This window comes from Streptomyces lincolnensis (assembly GCF_021173675.1).
In the GTDB taxonomy this organism is placed as follows: Bacteria; Actinomycetota; Actinomycetes; order Streptomycetales; family Streptomycetaceae; genus Streptomyces; species Streptomyces lincolnensis_B.
Window position 1 is genome coordinate 60,978 of the sequence record NZ_JAIHON010000016.1, and the last position, 20,655, is coordinate 81,632.

Sequence of the window (20,655 nt, forward strand, 5' to 3'; positions counted from 1 at the left end):
TAGCCGGGGGGTACGGGACGGCGGAAATCGGTTAACGGCGGCGCAGCGGCAAGGGGGCGCCCATCACCGCGTACGGCTTGGGGGCGCTGGGGAAGAGGACCTGGCGGGCCAGGTCCACGTAGCCGAGGGAGTGGTAGAGGCCGCGGGCCGGGCTGTCGGTGTCGATCGCGGAGAGGATCGAGCGGGGTTCGGCGACGGAGTCGGTGATCCTGGTGATCAGGGAGCGGCCGATGCCGCGGTTCTGGTGGCGGGGGTGGACGTGCAGCTCGGTGATCACGAAGGAGTCGTCCAGCCAGTCGTCGCAGTGGCGGGCCCTGAGATACGGCTCCACGACGGTGGACCACCAGTGGGCGCGGTCGTTGGGCATGCCGTAGACGAAACCGACGAGGCCGCCTCCGACGCTCGCGCCGAGGGCTCTGGCGCCGGGCTGGGTCATGTGGCGCAGGACGATCTGGCGGCGTACGGCGACCTCGTCGGGGCCCAGTCCGAAGGCGACGGCTTGGACGGCCAGGGCCTCGTCCACGTGGGCCGACAGGTCGAGGGGGCCGATGACGAGGTCCATGCGGGGAGCGTACAGGGGGGTGTGCGGGTGCTGCCCGGTGCGGGCGGGCCGGTCGCGGCCACGTGGCGAGGCCGCCCTCGGGCGGGCTCAGAACAGGACGCTCATGAAGGCGCCGATCTCCTGGAAGCCGACTCGGCGGTACGTCCTTCGCGCCGCCGTGTTGAAGTCGTTGACGTAGAGGCTGGCCACCGGGGCCACGTCGGCCAGGGCGTACCGCAGGACGGCGGCCATGCCGGGGGCGGCCAGGCCCCTGCCCCGGTACTCGGGGGCGACCCAGACGCCCTGGATCTGGCAGGCGCGGTCGGTGGCGGCGCCGATCTCGGCCTTGAAGGCGACCTTGCCGTGTTCGTCGAGGCGGGCGAAGGAGCGGCCGGAACCGACGAGTTCGGCGACGCGGGCCTGGTAGAGCAGGCCGCCGTCGCCGGCCATCGGGGAGACGCCGACCTCCTCGGTGAACATCGCCACGCACGCCGGCATGATCGTTTCCATCTCGTCCTTGCGGATGCGGCGGACGTAGGGATCCGGGGCGATGTCGGTGGGCAGCCGGTCGGTGACCATGAGGGGCTGGTGGGCGCGGACCTCGCGGGCCGGGCCCCAGCTCGGTTCCAGCAGGCGCCAGAGCTGGGCGGCGGGTTCGGCGGGGCCGACGATCGAGGAACAGCGGCGGCCGGCCCGGCGGGCGCGGTCGGCGAAGGCGCGGACGGCGCGGGGGGTGGCGCAGATCGGGACCAGGTTGGCGCCGGCGTAGCACAGGGACGTCAGCATGCCGTCCTCGTACCAGCCCCACATCTCGCCGCCGAGCCGCCAGGGGTCGAGACCGGCGACCTGGACCCTCGACGTCACGAAGGCGTTCGCGACCGGCTCGCGGTCCAGGACGGCGAGCGCGGCGTCCAGGTCGCTCGGTTCGAGGACCCGGGAGGTGGTCTGGGTCAACACGGGCGGGGCCTCACAACTGGGGTCTGCTGATCTCCGCACTGTACCTGCGGAAGCTGGGCCGTGCTGCCCTGTGTTTCGGTGCTGCTTGATTTGCGGTGGCCGTGGGTTGGGGTGACCGTCCCTGAGGGCTGCGCCCCCAGACCCCCGCTGTCGGCCCTGAAGGGGCCTCGTCCTCAAACGCCGGACGGGCTGGGAGTGCCTGGGCCGGGGGTGAGGCACTCGAACGCCGGACGGGCTGAAAGACCTAGGGGCGCGGGGGAACTGCGCGACCAGCCCCCACCCACCCGCAGCCGGCCTACGACCTCCCCCGGCACCCCCTGCCCCGCCGGGGTCGAAGGGGCGGAGCCCCTGGGGATGGGACGGGTAGGGGCGGCGGGGGCGAAAAAGCCGGACCTCAGCCCGCGACGGCCACGGAGGGCTCGCCCGACGCGACCCCCTCCGCCTCCATCTGCTCGGCGAGCTTCATGGCCTCTTCGATGAGGGTCTCGACGATCTTGGACTCGGGGACGGTCTTGATGACCTCGCCCTTGACGAAGATCTGACCCTTGCCGTTGCCGGAGGCGACGCCGAGGTCGGCCTCGCGGGCCTCGCCGGGACCGTTGACGACGCAGCCCATGACGGCGACGCGGAGGGGGACCTCCATGCCGGTCAGGCCCGCGGTGACTTCCTCCGCCAGCTTGTAGACGTCGACCTGGGCGCGGCCGCAGGAGGGGCAGGAGACGATCTCCAGGCCGCGCTGCCTGAGGTTGAGGGACTCAAGGATCTGGTTGCCGACCTTGACCTCCTCCACGGGGGGCGCGGAGAGGGAGACCCGGATGGTGTCGCCGATGCCCTGGGAGAGCAGGGCGCCGAAGGCGACCGCCGACTTGATCGTGCCCTGGAAGGCCGGGCCCGCCTCGGTGACGCCGAGGTGGAGCGGGTAGTCGCACTGGGCGGCGAGCTGGCGGTACGCCTCGACCATCACGACCGGGTCGTTGTGCTTGACGGAGATCTTGATGTCCCGGAAGTCGTGCTCCTCGAAGAGGGACGCCTCCCACAGGGCGGACTCCGCCAGCGCCTCGGGGGTCGCCTTGCCGTACTTCTGCAGGAGGCGGCGGTCCAACGAGCCCGCGTTCACGCCGATGCGGATCGGGGTGCCGTGGTCCTTGGCGGCCCGCGCGATCTCCTTGACCTTGTCGTCGAACTGCTTGATGTTGCCGGGGTTGACCCGGACGGCCGCACAGCCCGCCTCGATGGCCGCGAAGACGTACTTCGGCTGGAAGTGAATGTCCGCGATCACCGGGATCTGCGACTTGCGGGCGATCGTCGACAGCGCGTCCGCGTCGTCCTGCGTGGGGCACGCCACGCGCACGATCTGGCAACCGGAGGCGGTCAGCTCGGCGATCTGCTGGAGGGTCGCACCGATGTCCGACGTACGGGTCGTCGTCATCGACTGGACCGACACCGGGGCGTCACCGCCCACCGCGACCGAGCCGACCTGGATCTGCCGGCTCTTCCGGCGCTCGGCGAGCCTGGTCGGAACGGACGGCATGCCGAGAGAAATCGCAGTCATCTGCTGTGCAACCCCAAGTCGTGGATCAAGGCCCAGGTCCCGTCAGCGGCGGGCTCCGGACTTCGAGATTACGGCACGGGCCGGGCCGCGAGCACATCACCATCGTCAAAGCCACTCAATGGAAGACGGCCCGGTACGCGAGGTTCCGGGCCGTCCGCCAACTCCGTATGGCTAGGAGATTCTCACCGGGTTAACGACATCGGCGACGAGCACGAGCAGGGTGAAGCAGATGAAGATCCCCGCCACCACGTAGGCCACCGGCATCAGCTTCGCCACGTCGAACGGACCCGGGTCCGGGCGCTTGAGGACCTTCGCCACGTTCCGCCGCAGGGACTCCCAGAGGGCCCCCGCGACATGGCCGCCGTCCAGGGGCAGCAGCGGGAGCATGTTGAAGAGGAACAGGGAGAGGTTGAAGCCGGCCACCAGCATCAACGCCATGGCGAGCTGCTGGGTGGGCGGGATGTCCAGGGTGAAGATCTCGCCGCCGACGCGGGCCGCGCCGACCACGCCCATCGGGGAGTCCGGCTCGCGCGGGGCGTCGCCGAAGGCCGCGTCCCACAGGGCCGGGATCTTGCCGGGCAGGGCGGCGAGGGAGTCGACGGCGTCGCCGACGCGGTCGCCCATCCAGACCACGGAGTCGCCGAAGTCCTGTTTGACGATGCCGGTGGCGGCGCTGAAGCCGAGGAAGCCGGCGGTGACGTACTGGCCCTGGACGTACTGGCCGCCGGCGTCCTTCTTGGCGACCTGGTTGGAGGCGATCGTCGCGGTGAGGGTGACGTCCTTGCCGTCGCGCTCGACGACGATCGGGACCGTCCTGTCGGGGTTGGCCCGGATGAGGTCGGAGAGCTTGTTCCAGTCGTCGGTCTTCACGCCGTTGAAGGAGAGGATCTTGTCGCCCGCCTTGAGGCCGGCGGCCGCGGCCGGGGAGGGCTTGTCGGAGGCGGCGCACTTCTCCCGGTTCTCGCTCTGGGCGATGACGCACTGGGAGACCGAGCTGACGGTGTTGGTCTGCTGCGAGATGCCGAAGCCCATGAGGACGGTGAGGAACAGCGCGGCGGCCAGGATGAGGTTGGCGAAGGGGCCCGCGAACATCACGATGACGCGTTTCCACGGCTTGCGCGTGTAGAAGAGGCGGTTCTCGTCACCCGGCTTCAGTTCCTCGAAGGCGGCCGAGCGGGCGTCCTCGATCATGCCGCGCCAGGGCGAGGTGGAGCGGGCCTCCAGGCGGCCGTCCGGGCCCGGCGGGAACATGCCGATCATGCGGATGTAGCCGCCGAACGGGATGGCCTTGATGCCGTACTCGGTCTCCCCCTTCTTGCGGGAGAAGAGCGTCGGGCCGAAGCCGACCATGTACTGCGGCACGCGGATGCCGAAGAGCTTGGCGAAGGACAGGTGCCCCAGCTCGTGCCACGCGATCGACACCAGGAGGCCGAAGGCGAACAGCACTATGCCGAGGATGAACATCAGGGTCGTCATGCACGGGCCTCCGCCGTCTGTGCCGTCAGTTCCCGGGCCCGGGTCCGCGCCCAGGTCTCCGCTTCGAGGACGTCCGCGACGGTGAGTGAGGTTCCCCCGCGCGGGGTGCCGTGTTCCTCCACGACCCGCGTCACGGTCTCCATGATCCCGTTGAACGGGAGCGCGCCGGCCCGGAAGGCCTCCACGCTCTCCTCGTTGGCGGCATTGAACACCGCCGGGGCCGTGCCCGCGAGCTGTCCCACGTGGCGCGCCAGGTTCACCGACGGAAACGCGTCGTTGTCGAGCGGGAAGAACTCCCAGGTCGATGCCTTGCTCCAGTCGAAGGCCGGGGCCGCGTCGGGGACGCGCTCGGGCCAGCCGAGGCCGATGGCGATCGGTCCGCGCATGTCGGGGGGCGTGGCCTGGGCGATCGTGGAGCCGTCCGTGAACTCAATCATCGAGTGGACATACGACTGGGGATGCACGACCACCTCAATGCGGTCGAAGGAAATGTCGTAGAGGAGGTGCGCCTCGATGACTTCCAGGCCCTTGTTGACGAGGGTCGCGGAGTTGATCGTGATCACGGGGCCCATGGCCCAGGTGGGGTGGGCGAGGGCGTCCTCGACGGTGACCCGGTCCAGCTCGGCCTTGGTGCGGCCGCGGAAGGGGCCGCCGGAGGCGGTGACGACGAGCTTGCGGACGTCCGCTCTGGTGCCGGACGCCAGCGCCTGGAAGAGGGCCGCGTGCTCGGAGTCCACGGGGATGATCTGGCCGGGCTCGGCGAGGGCCCTGACCAACGGGCCGCCCACGATGAGCGACTCCTTGTTGGCGAGCGCGAGGGTGCGGCCCGCCTCCAGGGCGGCGAGGGTCGGGGCGAGGCCGATGGAGCCGGTGATGCCGTTGAGGACGGTGTGGCAGTCGGAGGCGGCGACCTCGGTGGCCGCGTCCGGTCCCGCGAGGATCTCGGGGAGCGGCTCGCTCCTGCCGTACCGGGCCGACAGCGCTTCCTTCAGTGCCGGTACGGCGTCCTCGCGGGCGACCGCGACCGTGCTCGCCCTCAGCCGGTGCGCCTGCTCGGCGAGGAGGGCGACCCTGCCGCCGTTGGCCGAGAGTGCCGTCACCCGGAAGCGGTCGGGGTTGCGCAGCACGAGATCGATGGCCTGGGTGCCGATCGACCCGGTGGAGCCGAGGATCACCACGTCCTTGGGGCCGTCGCCCGGTAGGGGGTCATGGACGCGGTGCGGGTCGGCGAGAGGGGCTGGACTGTCGCTCATCTCTCCATTGTGGCCGTAAGGACGGTGTATGAGGACAGTGCGTCCCCCTCACGGGGGGTGTGAGGGGGACGCAGTGTCATGGGCCGGTCACCGGATCGGGCGGTGGACGTTCTCCTTCTGCGAGGGGCCGGGGGTCGCGTCCGCGATCCAGGGGCCGTCGCCCGAGGGGTCGACGATGCCGTCCTCCAGCCAGGTGTAGGTGCCGGAGAGGACTCCCTTGACGACCGTGCGGTCGAGGTCGTCGGTGTTGTTCCACAGGCGGCCGAAGAGTTCCTCGACGCGGATGCGGGACTGGCGGCAGAAGACGTCGGCCAGTTGGTAGGCCTCGCGGCCGTGGGCCTCGGTGGAGCGCAGGAGTTCGGCGCGCACGCAGGCCGCGCTCATCGCGAACAGTTCGGCGCCGATGTCGACGATCCGGCCGAGGAAGCCCTGCCTGGTCTCCATCCGGCCCTGCCAGCGGGACATGGCGTAGAAGGTGGAGCGGGCGAGTTTGCGGGCGGTGCGCTCGACGTAGCGCAGGTGTACGGAGAGGTCGACCTCGCGTTTGAACTCGCTGTAGGAGTTCGGGAGTTGACCGGGTCCGGCGACCAGTTTCGGCAGCCATTTGGCGTAGAAGACGCCCGCGTTGGCACCCGCCTTCGCCTTGTCTCCCAGGGATTTCTCCGGGTCGATGAGGTCGCCGGCCACGGACAGGTGGGCGTCGACCGCCTCGCGGGCGATGAGGAGGTGCATGATCTCCGTCGAGCCCTCGAAGATGCGGTTGATGCGCAGGTCGCGCAGGACCTGTTCGGCGGGGACGGCGCGTTCGCCGCGGGCCCGGAGCGACTCGGCGGTCTCGAAGCCGCGGCCGCCGCGGATCTGGACCAGTTCGTCGGCGACCAGCCAGGCCATCTCGGAGGCGTACAGCTTGGCGAGGGCGCCCTCGATGCGGATGTCGTTGCGGTCCTCGTCGGCCATCTGCGAGGACAGGTCCAGTACGGCCTCCAGGGCGAAGGTCGTCGCCGCGATGAAGGAGATCTTGGAGCCGACGGCCTCGTGGTGGGCGATGGGCTTGCCCCACTGCTCGCGGGCCGCCGACCATTCGCGGGCGATCTTCAGGCACCACTTGCCGGCCGCGACGCAGGAGGCCGGGAGCGAGAGGCGGCCGGTGTTGAGGGTGGTCAGCGCGATCTTCAGGCCCGCGCCCTCGGGGCCGATGCGGTGGGCGGCGGGGACGCGCACCTGGTGGAAGCGGGTGACGCCGTTCTCGATGCCGCGCAGGCCCAGGAAGGCGTTGCGGTTCTCGACGGTGACGCCGGGCGAGTTGGTCTCCACGACGAAGGCGGTGATGCCGCCCTTGTGGCCCTCGCTCCTCGGCACCCGGGCCATCACGACGAGGAGGTCGGCGACCACGCCGTTGGTGGTCCACAGCTTCACGCCGTCGAGGACGTAGTCGTCCCCGTCCGGTACGGCCGTGGTGGCGAGGCGGGCCGGGTCGGAGCCGACGTCCGGTTCGGTGAGGAGGAAGGCGCTGATGTCGGTGCGGGCGCAGCGGGGCAGGAACTTCTCCTTCTGTTCGGGGGTGCCGAACAGTTTCAGGGGCTGCGGTACGCCGATCGACTGGTGCGCGGAGAGCAGGACGCCGATCGCCGGACTGGCGGAGCCCGCCAGGGAGAGCGCCTTGTTGTAGTACACCTGGGTGAGGCCGAGGCCGCCGTACTTGGTGTCGATCTTCATGCCGAGGGCGCCGAGCTCCTTGAGGCCGTTGATGACCTCGTCGGGGATCCGTGCCTCGCGCTCGATGAGGGCGCCGTCGACCTTGCTCTCGCAGAAGTCGCGGAGCTTGGCGAGGAACTCCTCGCCGCGCTGGGCGTCCTCGGTGGGCGGCATGGGGTGGGGGTGGATGAGGTCGAGCCGGAAGCGGCCGAGGAACAGTTCCTTGGCGAAGCTGGGCTTGCGCCAGTCCTGTTCCCGGGCCGCCTCCGCCACCTCGCGCGCCTCGCGCTCGGTGACGGTGGGTTTCGTAGGTGCTGCGGACATCAGGCTCACCTCGCCGCGAATCGGGATCTTGGGGCCTTATGTTTACCGACGGTCCTATTGGTTACCGACCGGTGCTACCCGATCGTATGTACCCGATCCGGGCCAACCCCACCACCCCTCGTGCCGCCGATCAGCCGATGTCCACCGAGTACGCCCTGGTGTCCAGGCGGCCCGTGCCCTTGAAGACCTCGGTGCCGGACTCGATGCCGGAGACGTACTTGTCGTTGCTCAGCAGGTTGCGGCGGACCAGGGCCTGGGTGAAGTCGTCGAGGTTGAGGGACGCCTTGCTGGTGTTGGCCTGGCGGACGAAGGAGTAGACGTTCCAGCCGATGTTGCCCTGGTAGATGTCCCACATGGCGCCGCCGAGGCTGACGCTGCCGTTGGTGCCGAGGCTTCCGAACACACGTTCGGGAGTCGCCCAGGGGAAGTCAGAGGCGGGCAGAAGGCGCCTGACGCGAGTACCGTCGCGTTGTCAGCCCACGAGCCCTTGAAGGCACGAACCGGTGAAGACCGGAGACACGGTTGTACGTGGCGTCGACCGGGCTGTCGTCGTCGGGCAACGCCCGACGTGGGTGCCTGTCACCGCACCCGCATCCCTGCCCGGGGTGGATGCGACCCGTGACCGTCCTGTCGTAGGGGGCAGTCGGGAGCGCGACGAGGTGTGCGCAGCAGGGTCGTCATGCCCTGCGGTTCACGGCCAAGGCGGTGACGTAGTACTTGCCGAGCCCCCGGCGAACGCCGGGGGCACCTTCTTGTTCGCCTGGGCGACGGTGACGCCGAGGGCGACCGTGGTGGCGACGAGGGTCTTGGCCTTCTTGGACAGGCGGGAGCGGCGATGGGACATGGGGGGTCCTTCCGGGGAAGTCCTGTCGGCGGGTGCTGCGTCTCCCCAGTGGCCGCCCGCCCCGGAGAGGTTGCCGTCAGGGCAGGGGGTGGGCGCGCAGGCGGTTGCCGCGCAGGACGTACAGGGTGCGGGCGTCGGCGAGGAGCTGGACGGCGACGGCTTCGCTGTCGACGGACTTGAGGGTCCAGGCCGTCCTGTGGGTGCGCGGGTCCACGGCGACCGCGTCCTCGGGGGCGCCGCCGAGGCCGTCGCCGGTCTGCGGGAAGACGTAGCCGCCCGCGAGCAGCGGTGGCGGTGAGGCGCCGCCGGAGATGGTGCCGGGGCGCTCCCAGCTCCACAGCAGCTTCTTGTCGTCGCGGCCCACGGCCACCAGGTCCTGGCCGACGATGGTCACGTACACGGTGGCCCCGTCGATGGTCGAACCGCCGTACATGACATGCCCCTTCAGCTCCGTCCCCAGTTCCTCCGGGTCGACGCTCCACCGGGTGCGGCCGGTGCGCAGGTCGACGCAGAGGCAGCCGCGTCCGGCGATCACGGCCACGCCCTGTCCCGCTGTGACGCTGCGGTCGGTCAGCTCGTCGTACCTGCGGTCCAGGGCGGAGGCGGCCAGGGCGCGGCGCCACATCGGGGCGCCGGTGTCCGCCCGGTACGCGGTGACCGCGTCGTTCTCCAGGAACAGCAGCACCCCTTCGGCGACCGCTCCGACCGCGCCCTCGGCGGGGCTGGGCGGCAGGCGGCGGCGCCAGCGCAGCCGGCGGGCGGCGAGGTCGTAGGCGAGCAGGTGGCGGTCCAGGTCCTGGTGCTTGTCGCCGTAGGCGGCGCCCGACCGGTGTCCCATGGCGTAGACGGTGCGGGTGTCGGCCGCGAACACGGGGGCGAGCAGCAGGTCGAAGCTGACGCCGAGCGGGGCGCTGAACCAGACGCGGCCGTCGGACGCCTCCACGGCGGCGAGCCGGCCGCTGGGGCCGGTGCCCCGGCCGACGACGGCCGTGCCGCACGCCCTGAACTGGCCGCCGATGTTCTCGGCCGTCCACCGCAGTACGCCCCGGCGGGCGTCGATGCCGTGGACCTGGTTGTCGCTCGCGGGGACCAGGAGGGTGCCGTCGACGAGGGCGGCCACCCGGCGGGTGCCGACGTTGACGTCGAAGTCGCCGCGGTACTCCCAGCGGGCGCCCGGGGGCCCGCCGGGGCGCTCGGACGCGGTGCGGGACGGCGAGGGGCCGGGCTCGGCCGCCTGGGCCGTCCGTCCGGTCCGCCGTTCCTCGGGCCGGGTCGCCCAGACGGCGCCGCCCGCTCCGGCGAGGGCGACCGCGGCGGCACCGGTGAGCAGTCGGCGGCGGGTGAGACGGGCGGGGCCGGGCGGCTCCGGGACGGTCCGGGGTGGCGGGGGTTCGCCGATCCGGGCGGTGCGGGCGGCGATGTCGGCGAGGACGGGGGCGGGCAGCCGGTCGCCGAACCAGCCCTCGCCGCCCGCCCGTTCGGCGACGGCGCCGGCCGTGGGACGGGCATCGGCCTCCTTGTCCAGGCAGTCGGCGAGCAGGGGCCGCAGCTCCTCGGGTGCCGCGTCGAGTTCGGGGTCCTGGTGGGTGATGCGGTAGAGCACCTCGTCCGGCCGGCCCTCGCCGAAGGGCGGCCGGCCGCAGGCGGCGTACGTCAGTACCGAGCCGAGCGCGAACACATCGCCGGGCGGTCCGGCCGGGCCGTCGGCGGCGAGCTGCTCGGGGGCCATGTAGGCGGGGGTGCCGGGGCTCTCGCCGGCCTGGGTGAGGTCACCGGCGTGCGCGGCCCGCGCGATGCCGAAGTCGACGAGGACCGGGCGGGCGGGGGTGAGCAGGATGTTGGAGGGCTTGAGGTCCCGGTGGACGACGCCCGCCCGGTGCAGTGCGGCCAGCGCGCCGGCGAGGTGGGCGGCGAGGGCGCGCAGGGGCCCCTCGGGCCAGGGCCCGTGGGCGGCGACGGCCTCGGCGAGCGAGGGGCCCAGGACGTAGGCGGTGGCCAGCCAGGGCCGGGAGCCGTCCGTGTCGGCGCCGGAGAACGGCGGTACGTACGGCAGGTCGCCGAGCGCCCGCACGGTCTCGGTCTCCCTGCGGAACCGTTCGACCAGGTCCGGGTCGCCGGTGAGGTGCGGATGCACGGCCTTGAGCGCGACCGTGCGGCCGGTGGGCGTCCGGGCGAGGTAGACCGTGCCCATGCCGCCGGCGCCGAGCCGGGCCAGCAACCGGTGGCCTCCGATGAGGTCGGGGTCGTCGTCGGTGAGGGGGTACGGCGGCATCGCGGTCACCCGGCCGGGAAGGCGAAGACGGAGGCGCCGTTCATGATCACGGCGATGTCGTTCACGGTGTGGACCTCGTAGAGGGAGGAGGCCGACTGCTTGCTCTGGAAGGTCCATTTGACCGCTCCGTTGCGCGGATCGAGGGCCACCACCCCGGCGCCCCGGCCGAACGCCAGCAGGGTGCGCCGCGAGCGGGTCAGGGCCAGGCCCGGGGCGCTCTTCACCAGCGCGTAGGGCGGGTCGGGCAGCAGGGTGCGGCGCCAGATCTCGCGGCCCCGTACGGGGTCGATCGCGAAGACGTTGCGCCGGGCGTCGGTGACGTAGAGGACGGTGCCGAGGCCGGGGACCTCCACCGCCGTCGGGGTGCTGACCACGGGCGGTTCGCCGGGCCCGCCGTCGTCGCTGAGGTTGAGCCGCCACACCGGCTTGTTCACCCGCAGCGGCGCGGCCGACAGCCGGCCGTCGCCGAAGGCGTAGATGTGCCCGGTGAGCCGGTTCACCGACAGCTTGCCGCCGCTGGGCGTCCAGGTGTGGCGGAAGGGGCGGCCCATGGTTCCGGTGCGCGGGTCGACGTCGGCGAGGACGACGCCTCCCTCGACGGCGTACATCACCTTGAGGTCGTCGGGGGCGATCTCCAGCATGGCCTCCCCCTCCTCCCCCGCCGGTACCTTCAGGCGCCAGCGTTCGGCGCGGGCGGCGGTGTCGAAGGCGATGACGTACGTCCGCGGGACGGTGCCCGGGACGGTGTTCTCGCGGCCGACGGCCCGGTAGTACAGGAGGTCGCGCCCCCTGTCGTATCCGGCGACCGCGTCGACGGTGAGGTCGGGGTGAGTGGTCCGCTCGGTCCACCGCTGCCGGCCGTCGGCGGTGGAGACGGCGAGGAAGCGGTCGTTGCGGGTGAGGATGAGCGTGCCCGGTTCCGTGGAGACGAGCGTCTCGCGGGTGTCGAACCCGCCGCGCTGCCACACCGGCCGGCCGTCGGTCATGCTCAGGGCGGTCAGCTCGGGGTGCTCCACGAGGTAGATCACCTTGCCGTCGCTGTGCCAGAGCAGGCCGTTGTACTGCCACAGGAACTCGTTCTTGGAGTCGTAGCGCCACAGCGCGGCCGGCGGTGTGCCGCGCACAGCGGTCGCCCCGGTGGTCGTACGGCGGGTGGTGACGGCCGGTGAGGTCAGTGCCTGGGTGCCGCCGCGCCCGGTCACCCAGCCGGCCACCGAGCCCGCGCCGAGCAGCAGTCCGGCCCCGGCGGCGGTGAGCAGGGTGCGGCGGGCGGGGCGGGCGGCGGGGGCCCGGGGCGGGGTGTCGGTGGCGGACTCCAGGGCCAGGGCGCGGTCCGCCTGGCGGGCGAGGGCGCCGACCAGGCGGGCGGGCGCCTCGAACGGCTCCTCGCCGAGTTCGTCCAGCAACTCCTGGGCGCTGGGCCGCTGTTCGGGCTCCTCGTGGGAGCAGCGGCGCAGCAGCGGGTCGTCGGGGGCGCGGCCTGCTCCGGCGTGGGTGAGCAGGTCGCCGAGGGCCGCGATGTCGTCCGGGGCGGTGCCCGTGCGGCGGGGCCGGGTCAGACGGGGGCCGTCCGGGGTGAGGAGTACGGCGTCGGCGGTGAGCGCTCCGTGCGGGACGCCCCGCGCGTGCAGCCGGGCCAGCGGTGCGGCGAGGCGGCCGGCGAGGGCGCGGACGGTGCCGTGCGGCAGACCGGCGTACATCAGGGCGCCGGCCTCGGCGAGGGTGAGGGCCGGCACGTAACGCCAGGCCAGCCAGGGCGGCCGGGCCGCGGTGCCGTCCTCCAGGAGCTCGGGGAAGCCGGGGCCGGCCGCGGCGCGCAGGGCGGCGGTCGTGGCGCGGGCGTGCTCGTCGCGGACCAGGGTGATCTCGGCGAGGCCCTCCGCGGCCGGGCGCCTGGCCAGCAGCCGTGGTTCACCGCCCGCGGGTGTGAGCCTGGCCAGCAGGACGTATGCCCCCAGGACCCTGATGTCGTCGGCGCGCAGCTCTTCCATGCGATCCCCCCCGTCGCCCGTGTCGCTCCCGGCGCACTTCGCGAACACGGGCTATGACGTTCGCGCGGGCGGCGGCCGTTTCACAGCGTGGGCATGGCGCGCAGGGTGGTGCGGCGGGCGACGAACACCCGTCCGGCGGCGCCGGCGAGCCGCCAGCCCGCCTGCTCTGCCTGGTCGTCGAAGGTCCACAGCACCTTGCCGGAGCGGATGTCGACGGTGTAGACGCCTTCGTCGGCGCCCTGGCCGTTCGTGGAATCAGCCGGGTTGCCCATCAGGCCGTACAGCGCGTGTCCGATGACGACGTCCGCCCACAGCGGTATGCCGCTGTACGCCAGGGGTGCGGTCCAGCGGGTGTCGCCCGAGTCGGCGTCCAGGCACCACAGTTCGGCGCCCATCCCGGCGTAGACGCGGCCGCCGGCGACGGTGGGGGCGCTGTAGAAGCCGAGGTCCTCGTTCTGGCGCCAGCGGACCTCGCGGGTGCGGGCGTCGAGGAGGGTGAGGGGGCGGCCGCCGACGCAGAAGCCCCCGTCGTGCACGGCGGGGGCCGGGGCGCCGGCCGCCCCGCCCTTCCAGAGCACGGGCCTGCCCATGTTCCAGGTCCAACTCGACGCACCGGTACCGGTGTCGAGGACCTGCGCCAGTCCGTCGTCGGTGGTGATCATCAGGCGCTGCCGGGTCACGGCGGCCCGGGCGGTACCGCTGCCGCCGACGGCCCGCACGGAGGTCCAGCGGATTCGACGGTCCGTCAGTTCCACGGCGAGCGCGTGGCGTCGGCGGTCCAGGACGTACGCCGCCCGGTCGTCCACGGCGAGCGTCTGCACGGCGCCGATGTCCGCGGTCCGCCAACGCGGCTGTCCGGTACGGGAGTCGAGCGCGGTGAGCCGGCCGTCGCCGGTGACGACGAGGATCGCGGTACCGGCGACGAGGAGGGCGCCGTGCCGGTCGGGGGGTTGGTCACCGCTCCAGCTCCAGGCGAGGCGTCCGGTGTGCTGGAGCCAGGCGCCCACACCGTCCGGGGTGCCCGCGGCGACGACCCGCCCGACGGCGACGGGGGCGGGGCCCGCCGGGTGCACGCCCTCGGTCTGCCACAGGGCCGCGGGGACGACGTCGGCGGTGGGACCGACGAGCGGCGCGGCCACGGGCACGCCGTTCTCCGTACGCCGGCCCGGCGGCGGCACCGGCCGGTCCCGCCCGAAGACCCACCAGGCACCGGCCGCGGTCCCGGCGCCTCCGGCGAGGCCCGCCAGGATCGCCCGCCGCGAGGGACGCCGCCGCGGGGCGACGGTTCCGAGCAGGGCCTCGGCTCCGGTGGCGCGGCGGTCGATCTCGGTGGCGAGGAGGGGGGTGAGCCAGGGGGTGGGGTGCGGGGCGGACGGCTGTGGCGTGGGCGGAGGGGTGGCGGGGAGGGCAGGGTCCTCGCCCCACAGCACCAGCTCCCCCGGCGTCGGTCGCCGTGCCGGGTCCTTCGCCAGGCAGGCCCGGACGGTGCCGAGGAGTTCTCGCGGTACGCCCTCCAGCCGGGGTTCCTCGTGGACCACGCGGTAGCCGACCGCGGCCGGATGGCCGGAGCCGAAGGGGCCCCGGCCGGTGCAGGCGAAGGCGAGGACCGCGCCCAGGGCGAAGACGTCGGCGGCGGGCCCCGCGCGGCGGCCGGTGATCTGTTCCGGGGGCGCGTAGCCGGGTGTGGCGGGGGCCAGGCCCGGCTGGGTGAGGGTCAGGCCGTACTCGGGGCGGGCGATGCCGAAGTCGATGATCCTGGCGCCGGAGCGGGTCAGGACGATGTTGGAGGGCTTGAGGTCCCGGTGCACCAGGCCCGCCTCGTGGATCAGGGCGACCGTGCGGGCCAGCTCCGCGAGCAGCGCCCGGGCCCCGTCCGCGGCGAAGGCGCCGTAGGTGGTCACCGCCTCGTGCAGGGTCGGCCCCGCGAGGTACTCGGCGGCGATCCAGGGGACGGGGCCGTCGACGTCGTGGCCCAGCACGGCGGCCACGCCCGGTCCGCGCACCGCCGAGGCGGCCTCGGCCTCGCGCCCGAACCGCCGCAGCATCGAGGCGTCCTGCGCCGCCCCGTCCCGCAGCACCTTCACCGCCGCCGCCCGCCCCCGCGGATCCCGCCCGAGGTACACCGCCCCCATGCCGCCCTCGCCGAGCGGCGCGAGGATGCGGTACGGCCCGATCCAGCGCGCGGGTTCGGCCGCCCCCGTTCCATGGCCCCCCACGGCCGGTCATGGTAGGGAGGAACCCGCACCTCGGGAAGACCGGGCAGGCCGGGCGTCGTCCACGGGCCCTCGGGTCCGGGACTTCTCCGGAAAGTCTCTGTCGAAGCGCTTCGACAACCTATGGACACCCACTCCCGGTGGAGCTACTGTCGAACCACCCTCACCCGCCCTTGTTCGTACTGCGCACTGTCGAAGCGCTTCACAAAGCTTGGAGAGCTGGATGGTCACCCTCGCCGAGGTCGCCCAGCACGCCGGAGTCTCGGCGAGCACGGTGAGCTATGTCCTCAGCGGCAAGCGGTCCATCTCCGGTGCCACCCGGCAGCGGGTCGAGGAGAGCATCCGCGAGCTGGGCTACCACCCGAACGCGGGCGCCCGCGCCCTGGCCAGCAGCAAGTCGAACATCATCGCGCTGATGATCCCGCTGCGCACCGACATGTACGTGCCGGTCATGATGGAGATCGCCATCGCGGTCGCCACCACGGCCCGCACGCACGGCTACGACGTCCTGCTGCTCACCGGCGAGGAGGGCCCCGACGCCGTGCGCCGCGTCACCGGCAGCGGGCTCGCCGACGCGATGATCGTGATGGACGTGGAACTCCACGACGAACGGCTGCCGTTGCTGCGCGACACCGACCAGCCCTCCGTCCTCATCGGCCTGCCCGCCGACACCTCGGGGCTGACCTGTGTGGACCTGGACTTCCGGGCGACGGGCGCACTGTGCGTGGAACACCTGGCGATGCTGGGACACCGCGACATCGCTGTCATCGGCGAGGCCCCGGCGGTCTACGAGCGGCACACCGGCTTCGCCGAGCGCACCCTCGACGGACTGCGCTCGCGCGCCGGGGAGTTGGGCGTACGGCTGCTGCACCGGCCGTGCGACGGCGGCTACGACGCGATGGCCGTGACCCTCGCCCGGGTCCTCGACGAACGCCCGACGACCACCGGGTTCGTCGTCCAGAACGAGTCGGCGGTCGAACCGCTGCTCGCCCTGCTGCGCCAGCAGGGCAGGGCCGTCCCCGAGGACGTGTCGGTGGTGGCGATCTGCCCCGACCAGGTCGCCGTCCAGGCCTCGGTGCGGCTGACGTCGGTCGCCATCCCCGCCCAGGAGATGGGCCGGCACGCCGTGGCGCGGCTGGTGGCCAAGCTCGACGGCCGGGAGGGCGACGAAGTCGTGCTGATCGCACCCGAGTTGACGGTGAGGGCCAGCACGGGCCCCGCGCCGACGGTCGCCTGAAGCACTCCGGAAGCGCTCTGCAAGCGGTCCGGAAGCACCACCGAAGCACCACCAGCACTCCAGAAGCACCCGCACGCACTCCTGACGTTCCTTCACCACCGTGCCCCGCCCGGGCACACCCCTGCCTCCACCCCGTCCTCCTTACTCCGGGAGCACTCCACGTGAATCAGCCTGCCGTACCCCAGATCCCGACCGGCGAGGTCAGCCTCGCGCAGTCGTCGCCCACCGTCGGCACCTTCCGCGAGCGGGACGGCGCGCTGGAGTGGAGCGGCCGCCAGGAGACCCTGCGCGTCGAGCCGTGGGGTCCCGACGCGGTCCGGGTCCGGGCCCGGCTCGGCGGCCCGATCCTGGAGGGGCTGCCGGGCGCGCTGCTCGACGAGGCGCCCGCCACCGAGTCCGCCGTCAAGATCGAGGGCGGGCGGGGGTCGCTGACCGTCGGCTCGCTGACCGTCGAGGTCGACGCCGAGGGCCTGATCCGCTTCCTGCGCACGGACGACCTCACGGAGCTGCTGTGCGAGGAGCGCGCCCACTTCTGGTGGCCGGGCTCTCGCCTGTACACGGCGGTCGGCAACGGCCACCACCGCCTGGAGCAGCGCTTCGCCGCCTACGACGACGAGAAGCTGTACGGCCTCGGCCAGCACCAGCACGGCCGCCTCGACCAGAAGGGCCTGGTCCTGGACCTGGTCCAGCGAAACGCCGAGGTCGGCATCCCGGTCCTGACCTCCAGCCGCGGCTACACCCTGCTGTGGAACAACCCGGCGATCGGCCGCGTGGAGCTGGCGCACAACGGCACCCGGTGGGTCGCCGACTCCGCCCGCCAGATCGACTACTGGATCACCGCGGGCGCCCCGGCCGCCGCGCAGCGCGCCTACAGCGCGGTGACCGGCCGGACGCCGATGATGCCGGAGTGGGCGACGGGCTTCTGGCAGTGCAAGCTGCGCTACCGCACGCAGGACGAACTCCTCGACGTGGCCCGGGAGTACAAGCGGCGCGGGCTGCCGATCTCCGCGATCGTCTGCGACTTCTTCCACTGGACGCACCTGGGCGAGTGGAAGTTCGACCTGGACGAGTGGCCGGACCCGGCCGCGATGGTGCGCGAGCTGGAGGAGATGGGCATCAAGCTCGTCGTCTCCGTGTGGCCGTCGGTCTCGCCCCTGTCGGAGAACCACCCGGTCATGGAGCAGCGCGGCTACTTCATCGGCACCCAGTACGGCCCGATGGCCCACGCCGACTGGCCGGACAAGCAGGTCGCCTCCACCGTCCAGGTCGCCTTCTACGACGCCACCAACCCCGAGGCCCGGGACTTCGTGTGGTCGAAGGTGAAGGAGAACTACCTCGACCCGTACGGCATCACCGCGTTCTGGCTGGACGCCTGCGAGCCGGAACTGAAGCCGGGCTTCTCGGAGAACCTGCGCTACTGGGCGGGTCCGGGCCTGGAGGTCGGCAACATCTACCCGGCCGAGAACGCCCGCACCTTCCACGAGGGGCTGAGCGCCGCCGACGAGGAGGTCATCACCCTCAACCGCTCGGCGTGGGCGGGCAGTCAGCGCTACGGCGCCGCCCTGTGGTCCGGCGACATCGGCACCGACTTCCCGACCCTGCGCCGCCAGATCGCGGCCGGCCTCAACACCTCCCTGTCGGGCATCCCCTGGTGGAACACCGACATCGGCGGCTTCCACGGCGGCGACCCGTCCGACCCGGCGTACCAGGAGGTCATGGTCCGCTGGTTCCAGTTCGGCGCGCTGTCCCCGCTGATGCGCCTGCACGGCTTCCGCGACCCGGGCACGCCGCTCGGCCCGGCGATGACCGGCGGCCCGAACGAGGTGTGGTCGTACGGCGAGGAGGCCGGCGCGATCATGGAGCGGTACCTGCGGCTGCGCGAGCGCCTGAAGCCGTACGTCCTCCAGGTCATGCGCGAGGCCCACGAGGAGGGCCTGCCGGTCATGCGGCCGCTGTTCCTGGAGTTCCCCGAGGACCAGGCGACGTGGTCGGTGGACGACGCCTATCTCTTCGGCGCGGATCTGCTGGTCGCGCCGGTGCTGACGGCGGGCGCCACGGCCCGGACGACGTATCTGCCGGCGGGCGCGGCCTGGACGGACGCGTGGACCGGTGAGACGTACCCGGGCGGTACGACCGTGACGGTCGACGCCCCGCTGGACCGCATCCCGCTGTTCCTGCGGGACGGGGCGAGCCTCCCGGTCGCCGAGTAGCGGCGGCGGCCGGGAATCCGGTCGGGTGCGGTCGGCCTGCGAGGGAAAGGCCGACCGCACCCGCACGGGGGGGGCGACCGCTGCGCGAACTCCCCTGTCGGGCAGGCTTGTTGGGTGACCGAGCCCCGGTGACCCGGTGAAAGGAATTCCGCCTCGTGCCCTCCACCCCGCTCCCCCTGACGCTGGCCAACCTCCTGACCCGACCGGCGTTCGGATCCCGGCGCGATCCGGACCGGGCCTTCGACCGGATCCTCGGCGGGGCCGGGCAGGCGGACGGGGACGAGTGGTTCGTCGAGAGCTTCCGGCTCCTGCTGCGCGAGTGGGCGGCCGACGAGGAGCTGTCTCCGGTCGGCTGGCAGTCGGCGCAGGCCCATGTCCGCAGGCATCTGACCAACCGGGCCCGGATCCGGCGGCTGATCGCCGAGAATCCGGCCATCGAGGAGGAGCCCGTCGAGCGCCCGGTGTTCGTGGTGGGCCTGCCGCGCACCGCCACCACGCTGACCCACAACGTGCTCTCCCTCTCCGAGGACCACCGCTGCCCGCGGCTGTGGGAGCTGCTCGCCCCCGGACTGGGACCCTCGCCCCAGGAGCGGCAGAAGGCGGTCCGGGCCGCGCGCCGGATGCTCGACGGCACGTATCTGCTCACGCCGCGCTTCCGCGACATCCATCCCATGACCGCGGAGGGCCCCGAGGAGTGCACCTTCCTCCTGCCGCACGCCCTGGTGCCGCTGTCCCAGGCCCGCCTGCCCGAGTACCACGCCCGGCAGTTCGAGCGGGACTTCCTCCCCGACTACCGCCATCTCAAGCAGTGCCTCCAGGTGCTCCAGTACGGCCGTCCGCCTCGCCGCTGGATCCTGAAGTCCCCCATGCACACCGGGAACCTCGACGCCCTGTACAGCGTGTTCCCCGACGCCACGCTCGTGTGGACGCACCGCGACCCGGCGACCGCCGTCGCGTCGTTCTGCAGCCTGGTCGAGTGCGGTATGGCCCTGTCCCGCCGCACGGTCGACCGGCACGCCCTGGGCGCCACCTGGCTCGACCTGCTGAGCCGCTCGGTGAGCCGCGGGCTCGCGGCAAGGGCCGGCATCCCCCGCGAGGCGCTGGTGGACGTCCCCTACTCCTGGCTCGGCACCGACCCCGCCGCGAGCGCCCCGAAGCTCTACGACGCCGTCGGCGCCCGGTGGACGGAGGCCGAGGCGGCCCGGCTGGACTCGGTCGCCGCCCGGCCGAAGGGCGCCCGCCGGCACACCTACGACCTGGCCCGCTACGGCCTGACCCGCGCCGACGTGGACGCGGCCTTCGCCGAGTACGACGTGCTGCGGGCCGAGGTCGACCGCGCCTGACGGCACGGCCGGCCCCGGCCCTGGCGTCGATCAGCTTCCGCTGACCGTCACGTTGTTGGCGGCGAAGTCCAGGCCGCCGGACGAGGACGTGATCTCGAAGCCGAACTGCACGTCACCGATGGTCTCGTTGCCCATCCAGCCCTTGGTGTCCTTGATCCACTTCAGGATCGGCAGGATGTTCACGGTGCCGGAGTTGGAGTTCGAGGTGCGGATGAACGAGAAGACCTCGTTGGCTCCGTTGGTGCCCTTGAAGACGTTCCAGCTGTGTCCGCCGACCGTCACGCTGCCCTGCGAGGAGCCGATGGGGCCGACGGGGCCGGTCTTGTTGACCCAGAGCATGATCTCGTAGTCGTAGTCGGTGTCCCAGATGTCGTACGAGGTGTTGTACGCGCCGGAGGACGGGACGGAGACGTTGTAGTTGCTGGTGAGCGAGGTCAGCGAGGTGATCGACTTGTTGATCACCTTCTTGGAGTTGGGGTAGGACTTGATGCCGCCGGTGTTGGGGTGGTTGGCGTTGACACCCCAGTTGGTGCCCGAGTTCGCCCAGATGCACTGGGCGCCGGCGCCGGAGCCCCAGATGTTGTTGTAGAGCGTGTAGCCGTTCAGGCTGGTGTTGCCCCACTGGTCGCAGGAGTTCCAGACGGCGGCCGCGGCGGGGGTGGAGGCGAGACCGACGGTGGCGCCGAAGGCCATCGCCGGGGCCAGAACGGCCATGGTGATCTTGCGCAACGTGCTCTGTGCCATGGT

Annotated in this window: 15 protein-coding genes; 3 read left to right on the forward strand and 12 right to left on the reverse strand. The window is 72.4% G+C overall.

The genetic code is table 11. The features are described from left to right. Positions 1-31: 31 nt before the first annotated feature. The 11 genes from K4B79_RS48415 to K4B79_RS48420 form a co-directional block, all read right to left on the reverse strand. The gene (locus tag K4B79_RS48415; protein WP_374208569.1) at positions 32-562 is read right to left on the reverse strand and encodes a GNAT family N-acetyltransferase; all 531 of its coding nucleotides are present in this window, start codon (positions 560-562) and stop codon (positions 32-34) included. 87 nt (positions 563-649) lie between these two features. Further along, the gene (locus K4B79_RS38325; RefSeq protein WP_232032037.1) at positions 650-1,498 is read right to left on the reverse strand and encodes a GNAT family N-acetyltransferase; all 849 of its coding nucleotides are present in this window, start codon (positions 1,496-1,498) and stop codon (positions 650-652) included. A gap of 394 nt (positions 1,499-1,892) precedes the next feature. Then, complete coding sequence (gene ispG, locus K4B79_RS38330; RefSeq protein WP_232032038.1) at positions 1,893-3,050, reverse strand: flavodoxin-dependent (E)-4-hydroxy-3-methylbut-2-enyl-diphosphate synthase; 1,158 nt, start codon at positions 3,048-3,050, stop codon at positions 1,893-1,895. A 171-nt stretch (positions 3,051-3,221) separates the two neighbouring features. Then, the gene (locus tag K4B79_RS38335; protein WP_232032169.1) at positions 3,222-4,514 is read right to left on the reverse strand and encodes a M50 family metallopeptidase; all 1,293 of its coding nucleotides are present in this window, start codon (positions 4,512-4,514) and stop codon (positions 3,222-3,224) included. A gap of 8 nt (positions 4,515-4,522) precedes the next feature. Continuing rightward, positions 4,523-5,779 carry a 1-deoxy-D-xylulose-5-phosphate reductoisomerase gene (gene dxr / locus K4B79_RS38340; protein ID WP_232032039.1) on the reverse strand — a complete coding sequence of 419 codons (1,257 nt, stop codon included), beginning with the start codon at positions 5,777-5,779 and terminating at the stop codon, positions 4,523-4,525. An 87-nt stretch (positions 5,780-5,866) separates the two neighbouring features. After that, the gene (locus tag K4B79_RS38345) at positions 5,867-7,798 is read right to left on the reverse strand and encodes an acyl-CoA dehydrogenase family protein (protein ID WP_232032040.1); all 1,932 of its coding nucleotides are present in this window, start codon (positions 7,796-7,798) and stop codon (positions 5,867-5,869) included. Positions 7,799-7,928: 130 nt separating this feature from the next. After that, positions 7,929-8,201: a GH12 family glycosyl hydrolase domain-containing protein gene (locus K4B79_RS38350; protein WP_232032041.1), complete on the reverse strand. Its 273-nt coding sequence runs from the start codon at positions 8,199-8,201 to the stop codon at positions 7,929-7,931. 288 nt (positions 8,202-8,489) lie between these two features. Further along, complete coding sequence (locus K4B79_RS38355) at positions 8,490-8,642, reverse strand: hypothetical protein (protein ID WP_232032042.1); 153 nt, start codon at positions 8,640-8,642, stop codon at positions 8,490-8,492. Between the two features lie 76 nt (positions 8,643-8,718). After that, on the reverse strand, positions 8,719-10,914 hold the full coding sequence (locus K4B79_RS38360; RefSeq protein ID WP_232032043.1) for a protein kinase domain-containing protein: 2,196 nt from the start codon (positions 10,912-10,914) through the stop codon (positions 8,719-8,721). 5 nt (positions 10,915-10,919) lie between these two features. Further along, positions 10,920-12,905 carry an outer membrane protein assembly factor BamB family protein gene (locus K4B79_RS38365; RefSeq protein ID WP_232032044.1) on the reverse strand — a complete coding sequence of 662 codons (1,986 nt, stop codon included), beginning with the start codon at positions 12,903-12,905 and terminating at the stop codon, positions 10,920-10,922. 80 nt (positions 12,906-12,985) lie between these two features. Then, positions 12,986-15,121, reverse strand: coding sequence for a protein kinase domain-containing protein (locus tag K4B79_RS48420; RefSeq protein WP_232032045.1), 2,136 nt, complete (start codon positions 15,119-15,121; stop codon positions 12,986-12,988). A 220-nt stretch (positions 15,122-15,341) separates the two neighbouring features. Here K4B79_RS48420 and K4B79_RS38375 point away from each other — a divergent pair, with 220 nt between their 5' ends. The 3 genes from K4B79_RS38375 to K4B79_RS38385 all read left to right on the forward strand — a co-directional run bounded on the left by K4B79_RS38375 (position 15,342) and on the right by K4B79_RS38385 (position 19,908). Beyond that, positions 15,342-16,355 (forward strand): LacI family DNA-binding transcriptional regulator, encoded by a 1,014-nt coding sequence (locus tag K4B79_RS38375; RefSeq protein WP_232032046.1) that lies wholly within the window; start codon positions 15,342-15,344, stop codon positions 16,353-16,355. 161 nt (positions 16,356-16,516) lie between these two features. Then, a complete protein-coding gene (locus tag K4B79_RS38380; RefSeq protein ID WP_232032047.1) occupies positions 16,517-18,565 on the forward strand; it encodes a glycoside hydrolase family 31 protein in 2,049 nt (682 codons plus the stop codon). 155 nt (positions 18,566-18,720) lie between these two features. Then, a complete protein-coding gene (locus K4B79_RS38385) occupies positions 18,721-19,908 on the forward strand; it encodes a sulfotransferase family protein (protein WP_232032048.1) in 1,188 nt (395 codons plus the stop codon). A 30-nt stretch (positions 19,909-19,938) separates the two neighbouring features. Here the strand turns inward: K4B79_RS38385 and K4B79_RS38390 are convergent, their stop codons facing one another. Further along, positions 19,939-20,652, reverse strand: a complete 714-nt coding sequence (locus K4B79_RS38390) for a glycoside hydrolase family 12 protein (protein WP_232032049.1) — start codon at positions 20,650-20,652, stop codon at positions 19,939-19,941. Between the last annotated feature and the right edge of the window lie 3 nt (positions 20,653-20,655).